Consider the following 14,142-nt stretch of genomic DNA (forward strand, 5'->3'; position numbering starts at 1 on the left):
TCTGTAAAATCTGATGCCTGCAGACAGAATCTGCGGGCTTTTTGCGATTTTACATAAATTTAGCATTCACTGTCCTTTTCACTTTACATAGCCTCATTATCTTTACTTGTGTTCAATAGGGAGGCGTAAAGCAATTTATGGTATCTATGAAAACATTGACAGCAGGTGTCCTGGCAGCAGTAATGCTCGCAGGATGCGGATCTTCTTCCAGCAGCGCAGCAGCTACTTCTGCAGCAGCCGCAGCAGAAAGCACCGCAGCAGCAGAGACAAGCGCAGCTGCAGCAGATGCTGATCTCAGCGGAACAGTTTCCACCGATGGATCTACTTCCATGGAGAAGGTCATCGGTGCTCTGTCCGAAGCATTCCAGGAAAAGTATCCGAACGTTACCGTAACTTATAACCCGACTGGTTCCGGTTCAGGCATCACAGCAGTCACCGAAGGAAACTGCGATATCGGTCTTGCTTCAAGAAATCTGAAGGATGAAGAAAAGAACGGTCTGACATCCACCACCGTCGCAATCGACGGCATCGCAATGATCGTCAACACTGCAAATGAAGTAAGCGATCTGTCTCTCGATCAGATTGCTAAGATCTACACTGGCGAAATCACGAACTGGAAAGATGTAGGCGGCGCTGATCAGGAAATCGTCGTCATCGGCCGTGAAGCAGGATCCGGAACTCGTGATGGTTTCGAATCCATCACCGGAACTTCTGACAAGTGCCAGATGGATCAGGAGCTGACTTCCACTGGTGCAGTCATCCAGGCTGTCGGTGCAAATGAAGCAGCAATCGGCTATGCATCATTGGCAGCAGTAGACGATACGATCAAGACTCTGACTGTTGAAGGCGCTGCACCGTCTGAAGAGACTGTCCTCGATGGCACTTACAAGATTCAGCGTAACTTCAACATGATCACCAACGACAGCAAGGAACTGAGCCCGGCTGCACAGGCATTCCTAGACTTCGCTACCAGTTTGGAAGCAGCATCTCTGATTGAAGCTGCAGGCGCTGTACCGGTTTCGAAGTAATGAACAGAAATTCATCAGACTGCAGTGCCGTCAGTGTGCAGAACGCATGCTGACGGTATTGCATGTTATGGAAAAACTATGGAGAAAACTAAGAAATCAAACAACCCCGTTGAAATATTCATGCATGGCCTGATGTTCATCTTCGGCATGATGAGCGTCGCCTTCGTTCTGTTTATTTCGATCTTCCTGATTGTTTCCGGTGTTCCGGCAATCGGAACGATCGGCATCAAGGATTTCCTGTTCGGAACGGTATGGGCTTCAACGGCGGCTGACCCGAAATTCGGCATCCTGCCGTTTATTCTGACCTCGTTCTGGGGCATGGCCGGTGCCATCATCCTGGCAGTTCCGATCGGCCTTCTCTGTTCGGTCTACCTGTCCAAAATTGCAAAACCGAAGGTTGCTGCAGTCATTCGTTCTGCAGTCGAACTGCTTGCTGGCATTCCTTCTGTCGTCTATGGTCTTGTCGGCATGATCGTGCTGGTCCCGTTTGTCATCAAGGTATTCCATGTCGCAAATGGCTCCTGCATGCTGACCGCAATCCTGGTGCTTGCCGTCATGATTCTTCCTTCCATCATCAGTGTTTCGGAAACTGCACTGAATGCAGTCCCGAAGGAATATGAAGAAGCCAGCCTGGCACTAGGCGCTACGTATACGGAGACCGTATTCAAGGTTTCATTCCCTGCCGCCAGAAGCGGTATCGCTGCTGCGATCGTGCAGGGCGTCGGCAGAGCCATCGGCGAAGCAATGGCTGTCATGATGGTTTCCGGCAACGTTGCCAATATGCCGTCTTTGTTCCAGAGTGTCCGTTTCCTGACCACGGCAGTTGCATCGGAAATGAGCTATGCAAGCGGCCTTCAGAAACAGGCTCTGTTTTCCATCGCACTGGTTCTGTTTATCTTCGTCATGCTGATCATGTTCATTCTGAACTTCATGATCAAGCGGGACAAGAAATGAGGAGGATGATGATCTATGTCTGAAAGGAAATCGCAGACAGAGGAACGCATTGATACGATTTCCTCTGCCCGCAAAAACAAGATCAGGGCGCTGAACTTTCTGATGGTTGCTTCCTTCGTGATCATTCTGGTCATCCTGATTCTGATCATCGGGTATATCCTCTGCCGGGGCATTCCGTATGTCACCTGGGAGATGCTGAGCACGGAGCCGAGTGTTCTGAAGAATACGTACGGCATTCTTCCGAATATTCTGAATACGCTCTACATTGTCATCATCACGCTGATCATCGTGCTTCCGATCGGCGTCGGCGCAGCCATCTACCTGAATGAATACGCCAGAAACAAGAAGATCGTCAGAATGATCGAATTCGCTACCGAGACGCTGTCGGGTATTCCTTCGATCATCTACGGTCTTGCCGGAATGCTGATCTTCTGTCAGTTCTTCGGACTGGGAACGGGCATGCTTGCAGGATCTCTGACCCTGGTCATCATGACTCTTCCTACCATCATCCGCACCACCCAGGAAAGTCTCAAGACCGTTCCGAACAGCTATCGCGAAGGCTCCCTTGCGATGGGAGCTGGCAAATGGCACATGATCCGCACTGTCGTCCTCCCTTCGGCAATTGACGGAATCGTGACTGGCTGCATTCTTGCAGTAGGACGTGTTGTCGGTGAATCTGCAGCACTGCTCTTCACGGCCGGCATGGCAAATAAGATCGTCTCCTTCGGAAGAGCTATTACGCCAGGTACTTCCGGAGCCAGCCTCACGGTGGCATTGTATATGTATGCAATGGAACGCAACCAGGTCAATGTTGCCTTCGCAATCGCTGTCATCCTGCTGCTATTGACGTTCCTGATCAATTTTGCAGCAAAGCTGGTAGCCTATAAACTCAAGAAGAAAGTAGAACAGTAAAGCAATGGAAGAAAACAGCAAAACAAATGAGCCGATCATCACGGTCAGGAATCTGAATCTCTGGTATGGTGATCACCAGGCACTGAAGGATATCAATCTTGATATCGAAGAACATAAGATAACCGCACTGATCGGTCCATCGGGCTGCGGGAAATCTACTTTTATGAGATGTCTCAACCGGATGAATGATCTGATTGAAGGATGCAAGGTCGAAGGAGATGTTCGTCTCAGAGGAATTGATATCTACAATGACATGGATGTGAACGTGCTCCGCAAGCGGGTCGGCATGGTATTCCAGAAAGCAAATCCGTTCCCGATGAGCATCTATGACAACATCGCATATGGTCCGCGTGTCCACGGCATCAAGGATAAGAAGACGCTCGATGAGATCGTTGAGCGTTCGCTGACCGGCGCAGCTATCTGGGACGAAGTCAAAGATCGTCTCAGAAAGAATGCATTAGGTCTATCCGGCGGCCAGCAGCAGCGTCTCTGCATTGCAAGAGCCCTGGCAGTGGAACCGGAAGTTCTCCTGATGGATGAGTCTACCTCTGCACTCGATCCGATCAGCACAGGCCGTATTGAAGACCTCTGCATTGAACTCAAGAAGAAATATACGATCGTCATCGTCACTCATAACATGCAGCAGGCAGTCCGCATCAGCGACAACACCGCGTTCTTCTTGCTCGGCGATCTGATCGAGTATGGCAAGACGGACGACATCTTCTCCAACCCGAAGAACAAGAAGACAGAAAACTATATCACCGGAAGGTTCGGATAAAAACAATATGCGTACCAGATTTGATCATGAACTGAAAGAACTTGAGAACTCCATGACCGAGATGGGAAACATGTGCGAGGAGAGCATCTCGCTCTGCCTTGATGCATTGTTTACCGGCAACCGCAAGACCGCAGGCGAAGTGATTGTCAATGTCTCGGCAATCTCCAGGGAAGAGCGTGATATCGAAGCACTCTGCCTGAAGCTGCTCATGCAGCAGCAGCCAGTCGCTACGGACCTCAGAGTGATCTCTTCTGCATTGAAAATGGTCTCTGATATGGAACGGGTCGGCGATCAGGCTGGGGAAATCTCAGAGATCGTGATCACCGAAAATCTCTCTGCAGCAAATGATATCCTGAATCTGAAGAAGATGGGTACCGCTGCGAGCAAGATGGTGAGCAATGCCATCAGTGCCTTCACGAAACGCGATGCGGATCTTGCCAGAAGCGTGATCGCAGATGATGATATCGTGGATGAATGCTTCTCAAAGGCAAAGAAGAAGCTCGTGGAAATCTATGATAACCGTGAAGCAAACATGGAGTATGCACTGAATCTTCTGATGATTGCCAAGTACTTCGAAAGAATCGGCGACCATGCAGTGAACATTGCTCAGTGGGCAATCTTCGCAATCACCGGTGTGAGAGAAGGCAATACCAACTGAATTGAAATGAAGAAAGCAGGATTTTCCCTGCTGATGGCGTAAACCTACTTGAAATAGGCTTACGCTTTTTTTACCTCAAGTCATATTTTTTGAATTAGAAACATTTTGAAATAAACATATTTGTTGAACAAATAAATAATTTCATTTACTCTTGTGATATCAGAGGAAGTGAAAATGCGGATTGATGATGAATTGAAAATCCTCGCTGTAAAAACCGGAATGACTTTGACAGAGATGGGGAGAAGAATGGACAAATCCCCGCAGGCATTCAGCCAGAAAATCAAGAGAGGCAGTTTCACGCTGGATGACATGCAGGATATTGCGCTGGCAACTGGATGCAGTTTTGAGTGTGCTTTCGTACTTCCTGATGGAGAGCGCATTGAGATCGGAGGAAGAAAATGATCCGATATATAGAAGGCGATATGTTTAAAAGCCCGGCTCAGGTTCTTGTAAATACTGTGAATACTGTTGGCGTTATGGGCAAAGGCGTTGCACTCGAATTCAAGAAGCGTTATCCGGATATGTTTCAGGCATATAGGGAGGTGTGCGATAAGCGGAAACTGAAAATAGGAACATTGATGCTTTTTTATGAACCTGATCATTGGGTCCTTCTCTTTCCTACCAAGGAAAACTGGAGAAACCCTTCTCGTATTGAATATATTGAAGCCGGTCTAGCAAAATTCCGCAGAACTTATGCAGAAAAGGGAATCACTTCTGTTGCATTTCCAAGACTTGGATGCGGAAACGGTGAACTGAACTGGTCTGATGTCCAGCCAGTCATGGAGAAATTTCTGCAGGACTTGCCGATTGATGTCTATGTCTACCTCGGAATGGGAACGGATCCATTTCCAGAGCATAAGAATCAGGAAAAAACGGTTGACTGGCTGAGACATAACGCGAAAGATATGTCTTTTCAAGGATTAGAAGATGATATCCGATATAACTGTTCCATCGTTCCATATCATTTTTCCTCTGATCGATCAGATTGGTGTGTGCTCTGGAAAGAAGGTTTGGCATTCGAAAAAAATGGCAAAGACAAAGAGCAGGTGCTCGTAGACGAAGATTCATTTTTTGAAATCTGGTCGGACCTTCGCAGCAATGGGATTGCTGCTAGAAGAACAGCAGGGTCTCCTGAGCGCCTTGTAATGGATCTGCTGCTTTCGCTGGGCTACCTCTCAGAAATCAGAATCTCGGATGGAAAAACAGGAGAAAAGACAGAAGGGTACCAGATAAACTCAGGAGAAGGAAGAGTTTATGACCTGAAAGGACGAAGTGATGAGCTATCAGAAAATCATTCTGAAAAATGAAGAATTTGCTCTGGTAAAGTGGTGGCCCCATTATGCGTATCATTACACTGATATACGGAATGCAATCAGCATTTTGGAGAGCGGGATGCTTTACAGCCGGATGCAGGCAGTAGAACTGCAAGTCATGCAGAACGATAATGCCAGCCGTCAGGTGATTGATATGACGGAACAGAGAACAACTTCCTATGTGAGGTTCTATTTCCGCCCCTTAACGCCAACTCAATATCACAATGAAGGATTCAAGCATCGTGATCTTCGCTATGATGGAGATCCGAATGCAAATGTTCCGGTTCCCATTTTCTTCTTTTTCTATCTGGACAAATTGCTATCTGATCCGAATACATCCTTTTCAGAGGGATCTGAAGCAGGAAGAGGATGTCCATTGCTGCAGGGAGAAGAAGAGTTTTCACAGCTGGATTTCCGGATGATCTACAGAAATGGACCTTTTCTGTCCGAGGATGTGGACAGAAAAAGAGAAAGATCTCTGAGACAGTCTGAAATTGTTTATCCTGACAGATATCAGATTGAGCATTCTCTTGCTGGAATCGTCTGCCGCAATGCAGAAGAGAAAACTACATTTCTGAATCTGCTCAAAGATAGAAGCAACAAGCTGTTTTGCTACTGGGCGCCTAGAGTCAGAGTGATCAATCCAGGACTTTTTTACAATAATGGATTGTTTATTGAAAAATGTTCTCTTCATGACCGGGATTTCAGCATCTCTTTTTCTGACGCATATCCAAGAAAGAAATTTGCTGCCGGAAAGTTGAAAGACTATCGGGTAAATGCCTGCGTGCAGTTTGAATGGTTGCGCGGAAATGAAATAGTGAATCGGAAGGAATTTGAACTCGGCGTTGACTATCTGAATGCCAGACCTATTGTTTTTCATGGAGTACCAGAGGTCAGAAAAGCTCGCGAATTATCAGTAAAGGTATTCCTGGATAATCAGCTGATGAGCTATCAGAAATTTTTTCTGGGACATGTAGAATATTGATTGGCATCAGAAGACATTAGATAGCTTCTGACTTTGAGATCTGACGATTTCTTCCAAATCCTGAATTATTTCTGAAAATAGGGATCTGCATGATTCATCAGGTTAGAAGAGCGTCGAATAATGCATGAAGCGTTCATTTGGAAAAAATGAGGCAACACATTTCAGAGAAGAACAGAAATTCTGGGGAGTAAATCAAAACGGTTATCAGTTATCAGTTTCATGTCACACGGCTGATCCAGATGGATCATTACCTGAGCGTAGAGCCCTTTTCTTCACCAGGAGAAAATCACATGCTGTTAGAGTTCAGAAATAAAATTACAAATCATTTGCGGATGAAACAATCTTTTCCATGATTCCTGCCCCAAGGTAGACTGGACTTGATTACAGTGTACTGACAGCGCATGCCGGCTCTTCAAAATACAAGAGACTCTGCTCTGCAGTGATTTACGGTCCGAACGCTTCCGGTAAAACAAATCTGATCGGGGCAATGGATACCTTTAAGTCCATTGTGCTGCGCAGAAATATCCTTGAGGCAGAGCAGACAGGTATGAACGCAGCTGAGGCTGTGCTTGAGATGATCCCGAATTGCAGAGAACCTCAGACTCCGACTGAGTTTTCAATTTGGCTCAGTCTAAATTCTTGTTGATGAGGAGGAGATAAGTTTAAGGTAGAGAACAAAAAAGGATCTCTTGTACAAGAACCAATGTTTGATTTCCGAGCAGAAACATCGCCGATCTTGTAATTCATGATTGCATGCCACCTCTTCCTGCAGAACCCTCCTAATCAATATACCATTCCCATGGAATCCCTCTGCAGTCATATTTCCGGATCCGAAAGTCCTCTGTGCAAGAGCCGATCCTCTCCGTTCAGTGCTAAACTGAATGCAGGAAAACAGGAGGAGAATCAGGAGATGGCATTGAAGTGCAGAGCCTGCAGGGAATGCAATGGCATTGCCTGCCGAGGAGAAATACCAGGAGTCGGCGGAAAGGGAACCGGCAGCAGTTTTATCCATAATGTGGAAGCACTGGCGCGTATCCGGATCAATATGGATGTATGTGCGGAACCATCTGAAATATCCACTGAAGCAGAATTACTAGGCATGAAGCTTTCGATGCCGGTCTTTGCGGCACCATGTGCGGGCATTCAGAATAACTACGGATATGACATCAGCGAATATGACTATTCCTGCCAGCTTCTTGATGCCTGCGAGAGCCTTGGCATCAGAGGCTTCACCGGTGATGGAATTGACCCGGTCAATCTGTTTCAGAAGCCTGCCCAGGCCGTCAATGACCATCATGGCCATGGCATCGTCACGATCAAGCCATGGGTTCAGAAAGGCATTGAAGAACGGATTCATCTGCTGGAAGGATTATCCTTTGAAGCAGCTGCCATGGATATCGACGCGGCCGGACTGCCTTTATTGAGAGCCGGGAAGACCCCGGTGGAAACCAAGACTGCTGCATCCCTCAGGAAGGTGAAGCAGGCATTAGGAGGAAAGCCATTCATCGTGAAGGGGGTCATGACGGTGCATGCGGCAGAAACTGCCATCGAAGCGGGGGCTGATGCGATCGTCGTGTCCAACCATGGCGGCCGAGTGCTCGATGGTACGCCAGGTACGGCAGAAGTGCTGCCGGAGATTGCGGATGCAGTGAAAGGAAAGATCACGATTCTGGTTGATGGCGGCATCCGTACGGGCAATGATATCTTCCGCTGTCTTGCACTTGGCGCTGATGGTGTTCTGATCGGCAGACCGTTCGCATTATCGATTGTGCAGGGCGGAAGCGCGCAGATGATTGCGCTTGGAAAGAGGCTTCAGGATGAGCTTGCTGAAACAATGCGCATGACCGGATGCAGTACCCTTGCACGGATTGACAGAACAAAGATCAGGTATTGAAATAAATTTCATCACAAGTGTAATTTGTTTACATTGTGAGGGCGAAAGGATATAATGTATCTGTGTGTTGAGAGGTAATGCATGGCAGAATATGAAAATAACGCGTACTTCTGGCAGAAACTGGATACTCTGTACCTTTCGAGCCAGCTGAAGATCACGCGCAGAAAAGGGGAATCGCATCCGGAATTCCCGAACCTTGTCTATCCGGTTGAATATGGTCATCTGGAAGACACAAACGGGGAGCCCGAGGGAGTTTCCGTGTATCTCGGCAGCGGCAATCATTATGCAATCACTGCATTGATCGTGGCTGCAGATATCCTGAAGAAGACTCTGGATGTCAAGATCCTGACCGGCTGCACGCCGGAAGAAGAGCAGCTGGTGCTGCGATTCCTGAATCAGACGGAATACCAGAAGACCGTTCTGATCCGCAGGGGTACTGAAATCCCGAACTGGGGCGAAAGCGATAGCTGAGCAGAAAGAGACTTGAAAGACAGTCTCTTTTATTATGAAAAGATGTTTCCGGAGGGAAACACCTTGTTTACTGAAGATCCTTGAGTTTGGAGATGCGGCGGCGAAGCAGGTTGCTGAGCGCTTCAATGCGATGATCGCTGATCCTTGTGACTTCCTGGAACGATGCCAGTTTCCTCTCATAGGCTTCCGGCAGATCATCAAGAACCGAGAAATCAAATCTGCCCGGATTCATGATCAGTTCGCCTAATTCATCATGGCGGAAATGCTTGCGGCTGAAGAGCTTGCAGTCTTCATGCGTTTCTTCATAAGGAAGCTCATCCGTGCCGGTGAAGCATCCCATCGCACTGCCGGTATCAAAGATCGGGGCAAGATCTATCCACTGATTCGTATCTGCATTGACGAGAATTCCGAAGTTCTGATTATGCCGGTCGCTGTTCAATAGCAGGAAGTCCAGGATGAGCATCTCATCAAACTTGTCATCCACATCGGTGATGCCATGCTGCTCCAGAAGTTCCAGGAAACAGTCAATCTCCGATTCTCCGGAAGGAATCTTCAGCGTCTTCATCGCATCTCTGGCCGGAACAAGATCTGTATGCAGATTCAGCATCTCAGGACATACGCTCACGATCTGATTCTCATACGTTTCAACTCGGTATGGTACTGCGTAGATGCCAAGCCGCTTAGCTGCCTGCCAGGCCAGCCATTCATTGAACGGTTCTTCCTGGTATCTCGTGACGCTTCCCTTGAGCAGGAACAGCTTATTATCTCTTCTGATCCAGGCTTTTCGATGAAACCCGCAGAGCGTATTGCCTGGCGTACGGAGGGCAGTTTCCTGGGGCTGAAAGTCCATCTGCCGGAACATGGATCTGGCAAATCCCTCCTGATCAAACGGACGATGAAAATAATTCAGCTCTTCATATGAAGCATTCACCCGTTCCTGTCTGAGCCAGTAGTGATCACTTAATGACAGCCCGAATTCTTCTTCCAGAAGATCCAGTCGGTCTGCAACGCCAAGCCGCTTCAGCAGCCGCTTGAGATCTACCCGGTAATCCGGAATGCCTCTCCATACCCACCAGTCATTCAGAAGATCAAGGGAAATGGAGCCCTTCACGAAAGTACCTACAGGATAGTGCGACGCATCATGAACTTCCGTGATCTTCCGGAACGTATGCGTCTGAGGAGAGTATTCCGCCGAGAGAACGGCTTTGTCTTTGTGCATCAGCACGTATTTTCTGTTCCCGAACACGCCTATATCCTAACGGATAAAACGGGTTCATACAATCAGAAAAACCTGCAGATTCAATCTGCAGGCTCACCGATGAAATCATAATTCAGGTCTTCCGGGTCAAACTTCGTGATCAGTTTCAATGCAAACTGCTTTGCGTCTTCCAGCTGTTCCGGAAGATCTCTGGAATCCGTGACACCAGGCTGACCTGGTACTTCTCTTGCCTCATGGTTCGGGTTCAGCAGCGGAAGAACAGATGGATCTTTTTCATCCAGCATCATCGCACTGATCATATGCGGCTGCTTTGCCAGGGTTTCCAGACGGATGACCGTATGGTATTTCGCACTGCTTCCAGGTGCAATCATCTTCGTGAAGGTTGAGACATCATGGCAGGAATCTTCAAACCGCTTGGCTGGAATCTCCATGCCATAGACGGTATGGAACAGACCTTCATAGAGCGTTCCGATCGCTTCTGCAGCAGAATCAGATACCTTCACATCTTTGAATACCCGGTAGCTCTTCTTCTCTTTCTGAAGCACCCAGGCATCGAGTTCTGCTTCAATGCGGAAGTGGGCTTCTCCTTCAAAGGTACCGACTGTATCATGGATCTTCTTCGCTTCCCGGTTGATGTGCGGGTGCATCTTCGAGTCCAGGGCATAATGGGTCATAAACCCATAGAAATAGCTCTTCAGCACACCGCTTGAAGCACAGTGTGTGTGCAGATAGAGGATTGCTTCTCTGACCTTTGTGTGATGCATCATATTTCCGTACTTCGACAGGGAACCAGGCAGGACATAAGCCCTGGAAAAGAACATATAGTCCGGTCCCTGGGAGCCAAGAAAATAAGCATGGGGATCAGTGATCTCCTGCTGAATCGAAAATGGAAGGGAATTATAGACCTTCCGGGCAAATTCTGTATGGGTTGTTGCGGCTGGCATGCGCTCCTCCTCAGTAAGTAAAGCGGGCAAGCCTCATGTGCATGAACGCAAGTCCCTGGGGAATGCGGCGCACCTGGCGGCTGCTCCATTCAATGGACGCACAGTACTTGTCTGCTGCTTCCACGATCATGCCTTCCTTCGTTTTCGGCATGCCTGGGCAGCTCGGCCACATATGGTGCAGAATGCAGTCCTCTATGATCGGGTCTACCTCGAAATGCTGCTTCGCATTCTGAAGGGCAATCACCGGATGCACGGCACAATGACGTCCGCGGATCGGCTGTTCTCCTTTATGCTGGTCATACAGATAGAAATCATGGAGCATCGCTCCTCTGGTGGCCGAACGATAGTTCAGACCCTGTTTCTTTGTCCAGAGGTAAGTATACCATGCCACATTCACGCAATGCTGGAAGCGCGTTGTGGAGTAGTGGTGCGTATAATGGCGCAGGCGCTGGTAATCCGGATCTGCATAGATATCGGAAGTGATTCTCAGAAACTCCATTGCGGCTTCATCATCCGCATCCAGAAATGTCCTTCTGGAACCTATTACTTTTGTCATCGTTTCCAGTTTAATCAGAAATCGTGAAGGTGCAATACAGCTTAAGTAAAATTCAGGTTCAGGATTCCTGCTCGATCTGATCCCGGAAAAGTTCGAATTCCTGTCTCAGGAACGCAATCGATTTTTCGGAATTTCTTCCTGATAAGGTGTCCAGAAACTGTGCTTCCAGGTCAATGCACTTCTTCGCTCCGAGTGCGCGGATCGCATCCTGCCAGTAGCTCAATGTCACATTCCGGAACGAATTGAACATCATCGACAGAATGAAGTTTCCGGAAAGCACGCAGATCTCATGATGAAACTCAAAGAACGAACCAGCCAGCTGAACATCCTCTGGCTGTTCTGCTTCCGCAATTGCTCCGGCACAGGAGAGGTATTCCTTCAGGGTTTCCTCGAAGGGATCATTCTGTTCCAGCAGCAGTTCAATCGCTCTTCCTTCAATGGCAAGCCGCATATCAAGCAGTTCCTGCATATGATCTTTTGCAAAGCGATCTCTGCTGAAGGTAATCAGGTAATTCAGAGTCTCGATATTCCCGTTTTTCAGATAGTCTTCGACATACGTTGCGTGGCGGGCATTCGTCCGGATGAAGCCCATCCGTTCCAGTTCTTCCATTGCTAGGTGCACTTCAGAACGGGAAATCTTTGCCTCACCAGCGAGTTCCCGTTCGGTCGGAAGACGATCGCCTGGCTTCAGCTTTCCATCCAGAATCTCTGAAGCAATCTGATTCAGGAACTGATCTTTCAGGTGCTTTTTTCCAGTTTCTTTCTGATCCATGGCTTCCTCCGAGGCTTGTTAACCGGAAGAAGCTTATCACATGTTTGACAGTTTGTGCATCTGATCACTATACTGACTGTGGTTAAACCACAAGGAGGAACAGATGGCATTCTATAGAGATCATTATGATGTCATCGTCATCGGCGGAGCACTTGCAGGAATGAGCTGCGCCATGAAGCTGGCATCAGAAGGAAAGTCCGTTCTGATTCTCGAACGGCATAATCTTCCCGGAGGCGTCGCAACCTCCTTTGTCAGAAGCGGCGTAGAGATGGAAGCCACTCTGCATGAGATGATGTCGATCGGATCGGCAGATCATCCATTATTCATGCGGAAGTATCTTGAAGAGATGGGCGTCGTGATTGACTGGCTGCGGGTACCGGAAGCCTATACGCTCGTCTCTGAAGAAGATCAGATCAATATTGAACTTCATGCCGGAAAGAACCCGGATGGATCCTGGATTGCGGCAGATGAGATTGACCAGCAGTATCCAGGCACCAGAAAAGAAGTCAATGCACTGCTGGATCTCTGCGAGAAGGTGTATCAGTCTGTAGTCTATCTGAATGAACACTCCCTCAGCAAGCTGCAGATGCTGAGGCAGCATGAGGAACTTGTGAAGACTGCAGGCTATTCCGCAAAAGAAGTCATTGATCAGACCACGCATCTGCCTGAAGAGGTGAAGAAGATTCTCAGTGCCTACTGGATCTATGTCGGTCAGCCGATGAATTCTCTTCCATTCACGATCTATGCATTCCTGATGGGCGATTATATGAGCGGCGGCAGCTATGTGGCAAGGGGCTTCTCGCATGAGATGGCATGTGCGATGGCAGATGCCTGCATGAAGAAGGGTGTTCAGATCGAATACGGCCAGGAGGTGGAGAAGATCCTCGTGAAGGATCATCAAGCCTATGGCGTAAAAACGAGAAGAGGGGATGAGATCCATGCGGATTACATCGCCTCAGGACCATATCCGGATGTCGTATTCGGAAAGATGGTCGAACCGCAGAGCGAAGTTCCTGTCGAGGCAAGAAAGTATGCCAATGCGATGCCGTTAAGCGTCAGCTGCTTCTCCGTGGTACTGATGCTGGACCAGAAGCCAGAAGACCTGAATATTCACAGCTATTCTGTTTTCTCTTCCGAAAAGGCTATGGATACCGCGGAGTTCTGGAAAGAAGGAAAGCATCTTGGAAACTGGAGCTATCTCACGACGATCTGTCTGAACTATGCAAATCCGGAAGCAGTCCCTGAAGGTAAAACTTCTCTTTCGATCACGAATCTCCCGCTGGCGGAATGCTTTGCACATGTCACTGCAGACAATTACTTTGAGATCAAGCGGACAATCGCATCACAGATGATCGATCAGGTATCAAGGAGACTCGGAGTCAATCTGAAGGATCACATCATCGATATCGAAATTGAAACTCCGGTCACGATCTCGCATTATACCGGTGCCTACCGCGGCAGCATCTACGGCTATCAGCATCATATGTCCAATAGCATCGTGGCACGCCTGGAAGATGCAGGAAAAGACAACAATCTGATCTCTCATCTTGTCTGGTGTTCTTCTGCTCAGCTGGCGGGCGATGGCATGGCCGTCAATATCAATAACGGAAAGATCGCTGCCCAGATCATTCTCACGGAAATGAAGGAGGCTGCCTGAA

16 protein-coding genes and 1 pseudogene are annotated in these 14,142 nt (G+C 48.1%); 13 read left to right on the top strand and 4 right to left on the bottom strand.

Annotation, left to right across the window (positions count from 1 at the left end; translation table 11 throughout):
• The first annotated feature begins 137 nt into the window (after positions 1 to 137).
• The 12 genes and pseudogenes from C7E00_RS05565 (at position 138) to C7E00_RS05610 (ending at position 8,993) form a co-directional block, all read left to right on the top strand.
• Entirely contained in the window at positions 138 to 1,028 is an 891-nt protein-coding gene (locus tag C7E00_RS05565) for a phosphate ABC transporter substrate-binding protein (protein WP_239928532.1), read from the top strand.
• Between the two features lie 78 nt (positions 1,029 to 1,106).
• A complete protein-coding gene (pstC, locus tag C7E00_RS05570; RefSeq protein ID WP_105304875.1) occupies positions 1,107 to 1,982 on the top strand; it encodes a phosphate ABC transporter permease subunit PstC in 876 nt (291 codons plus the stop codon).
• Between the two features lie 15 nt (positions 1,983 to 1,997).
• On the top strand, positions 1,998 to 2,894 hold the full coding sequence (gene pstA / locus C7E00_RS05575; RefSeq protein WP_105303351.1) for a phosphate ABC transporter permease PstA: 897 nt from the start codon (positions 1,998 to 2,000) through the stop codon (positions 2,892 to 2,894).
• Between the two features lie 4 nt (positions 2,895 to 2,898).
• Positions 2,899 to 3,672, top strand: coding sequence for a phosphate ABC transporter ATP-binding protein PstB (gene pstB, locus C7E00_RS05580; protein ID WP_105303352.1), 774 nt, complete (start codon positions 2,899 to 2,901; stop codon positions 3,670 to 3,672).
• A 7-nt stretch (positions 3,673 to 3,679) separates the two neighbouring features.
• Positions 3,680 to 4,330: a phosphate signaling complex protein PhoU gene (phoU, locus tag C7E00_RS05585; RefSeq protein ID WP_105303353.1), complete on the top strand. Its 651-nt coding sequence runs from the start codon at positions 3,680 to 3,682 to the stop codon at positions 4,328 to 4,330.
• 174 nt (positions 4,331 to 4,504) lie between these two features.
• Positions 4,505 to 4,732 (top strand): helix-turn-helix domain-containing protein, encoded by a 228-nt coding sequence (locus tag C7E00_RS05590; protein WP_105303354.1) that lies wholly within the window; start codon positions 4,505 to 4,507, stop codon positions 4,730 to 4,732.
• A gap of 20 nt (positions 4,733 to 4,752) precedes the next feature.
• Positions 4,753 to 5,100, top strand: a pseudogene (locus tag C7E00_RS16765) (macro domain-containing protein); the annotation flags it as partial.
• Positions 5,101 to 5,160: 60 nt separating this feature from the next.
• On the top strand, positions 5,161 to 5,637 hold the full coding sequence (locus tag C7E00_RS16455; protein ID WP_239928533.1) for a hypothetical protein: 477 nt from the start codon (positions 5,161 to 5,163) through the stop codon (positions 5,635 to 5,637).
• Positions 5,606 to 6,628 carry a DUF4433 domain-containing protein gene (locus C7E00_RS05600; RefSeq protein ID WP_105303356.1) on the top strand — a complete coding sequence of 341 codons (1,023 nt, stop codon included), beginning with the start codon at positions 5,606 to 5,608 and terminating at the stop codon, positions 6,626 to 6,628. The genes C7E00_RS16455 and C7E00_RS05600 overlap by 32 nt, the downstream gene beginning before the upstream one ends.
• Before the next feature lie 439 nt (positions 6,629 to 7,067).
• The gene (locus C7E00_RS16770) at positions 7,068 to 7,274 is read left to right on the top strand and encodes an AAA family ATPase (protein ID WP_204378572.1); all 207 of its coding nucleotides are present in this window, start codon (positions 7,068 to 7,070) and stop codon (positions 7,272 to 7,274) included.
• A gap of 264 nt (positions 7,275 to 7,538) precedes the next feature.
• On the top strand, positions 7,539 to 8,522 hold the full coding sequence (locus C7E00_RS05605) for an alpha-hydroxy-acid oxidizing protein (RefSeq protein WP_167836481.1): 984 nt from the start codon (positions 7,539 to 7,541) through the stop codon (positions 8,520 to 8,522).
• Between the two features lie 81 nt (positions 8,523 to 8,603).
• The gene (locus tag C7E00_RS05610; RefSeq protein WP_105303358.1) at positions 8,604 to 8,993 is read left to right on the top strand and encodes an Inorganic pyrophosphatase; all 390 of its coding nucleotides are present in this window, start codon (positions 8,604 to 8,606) and stop codon (positions 8,991 to 8,993) included.
• A gap of 67 nt (positions 8,994 to 9,060) precedes the next feature.
• Here the strand turns inward: C7E00_RS05610 and C7E00_RS05615 are convergent, their stop codons facing one another.
• Genes C7E00_RS05615 through C7E00_RS05630 form a run of 4 tightly spaced genes read right to left on the bottom strand, consistent with a single transcriptional unit; the run spans position 9,061 to position 12,484 of the window.
• Positions 9,061 to 10,239 carry a HipA domain-containing protein gene (locus C7E00_RS05615; protein ID WP_135358172.1) on the bottom strand — a complete coding sequence of 393 codons (1,179 nt, stop codon included), beginning with the start codon at positions 10,237 to 10,239 and terminating at the stop codon, positions 9,061 to 9,063.
• Positions 10,240 to 10,292: 53 nt separating this feature from the next.
• On the bottom strand, positions 10,293 to 11,156 hold the full coding sequence (locus tag C7E00_RS05620; RefSeq protein ID WP_105303360.1) for a zinc dependent phospholipase C family protein: 864 nt from the start codon (positions 11,154 to 11,156) through the stop codon (positions 10,293 to 10,295).
• A 10-nt stretch (positions 11,157 to 11,166) separates the two neighbouring features.
• A complete protein-coding gene (locus C7E00_RS05625) occupies positions 11,167 to 11,712 on the bottom strand; it encodes an HD domain-containing protein (protein ID WP_239928534.1) in 546 nt (181 codons plus the stop codon).
• 58 nt (positions 11,713 to 11,770) lie between these two features.
• Positions 11,771 to 12,484, bottom strand: coding sequence for a FadR/GntR family transcriptional regulator (locus tag C7E00_RS05630; RefSeq protein WP_105303362.1), 714 nt, complete (start codon positions 12,482 to 12,484; stop codon positions 11,771 to 11,773).
• A 103-nt stretch (positions 12,485 to 12,587) separates the two neighbouring features.
• On the opposite strand from C7E00_RS05630, the gene C7E00_RS05635 reads away from it, so the two are divergent.
• Positions 12,588 to 14,141, top strand: a complete 1,554-nt coding sequence (locus C7E00_RS05635; protein WP_105303363.1) for a phytoene desaturase family protein — start codon at positions 12,588 to 12,590, stop codon at positions 14,139 to 14,141.
• Position 14,142 lies beyond the last annotated feature (1 nt).

The sequence above is a fragment of the Anaerolactibacter massiliensis genome, assembly GCF_900290205.1.
Taxonomy (GTDB): Bacteria; Bacillota_I; Bacilli_A; order Erysipelotrichales; family Erysipelotrichaceae; genus Bulleidia; species Bulleidia intestinalis.

What these genes read in the sequence shown, in the direction of transcription:
- C7E00_RS05625 (WP_239928534.1), bottom strand. Translation starts at nt 11,712, where the DNA reads ATGACAAAAGTAATAGGTTCCAGAAGGACATTTCTGGATGCGGATGAT.
- C7E00_RS05605 (WP_167836481.1), top strand. Translation starts at nt 7,539, where the DNA reads ATGGCATTGAAGTGCAGAGCCTGCAGGGAATGCAATGGCATTGCCTGC.
- C7E00_RS05565 (WP_239928532.1), top strand. Translation starts at nt 138, where the DNA reads ATGGTATCTATGAAAACATTGACAGCAGGTGTCCTGGCAGCAGTAATG.
- C7E00_RS16455 (WP_239928533.1), top strand. Translation starts at nt 5,161, where the DNA reads ATGGGAACGGATCCATTTCCAGAGCATAAGAATCAGGAAAAAACGGTT.
- pstC (WP_105304875.1), top strand. Translation starts at nt 1,107, where the DNA reads ATGGAGAAAACTAAGAAATCAAACAACCCCGTTGAAATATTCATGCAT.
- C7E00_RS05620 (WP_105303360.1), bottom strand. Translation starts at nt 11,156, where the DNA reads ATGCCAGCCGCAACAACCCATACAGAATTTGCCCGGAAGGTCTATAAT.
- C7E00_RS05590 (WP_105303354.1), top strand. Translation starts at nt 4,505, where the DNA reads ATGCGGATTGATGATGAATTGAAAATCCTCGCTGTAAAAACCGGAATG.
- pstB (WP_105303352.1), top strand. Translation starts at nt 2,899, where the DNA reads ATGGAAGAAAACAGCAAAACAAATGAGCCGATCATCACGGTCAGGAAT.
- pstA (WP_105303351.1), top strand. Translation starts at nt 1,998, where the DNA reads ATGTCTGAAAGGAAATCGCAGACAGAGGAACGCATTGATACGATTTCC.
- C7E00_RS05600 (WP_105303356.1), top strand. Translation starts at nt 5,606, where the DNA reads ATGAGCTATCAGAAAATCATTCTGAAAAATGAAGAATTTGCTCTGGTA.
- C7E00_RS05630 (WP_105303362.1), bottom strand. Translation starts at nt 12,484, where the DNA reads ATGGATCAGAAAGAAACTGGAAAAAAGCACCTGAAAGATCAGTTCCTG.
- C7E00_RS05610 (WP_105303358.1), top strand. Translation starts at nt 8,604, where the DNA reads ATGGCAGAATATGAAAATAACGCGTACTTCTGGCAGAAACTGGATACT.
- phoU (WP_105303353.1), top strand. Translation starts at nt 3,680, where the DNA reads ATGCGTACCAGATTTGATCATGAACTGAAAGAACTTGAGAACTCCATG.
- C7E00_RS05635 (WP_105303363.1), top strand. Translation starts at nt 12,588, where the DNA reads ATGGCATTCTATAGAGATCATTATGATGTCATCGTCATCGGCGGAGCA.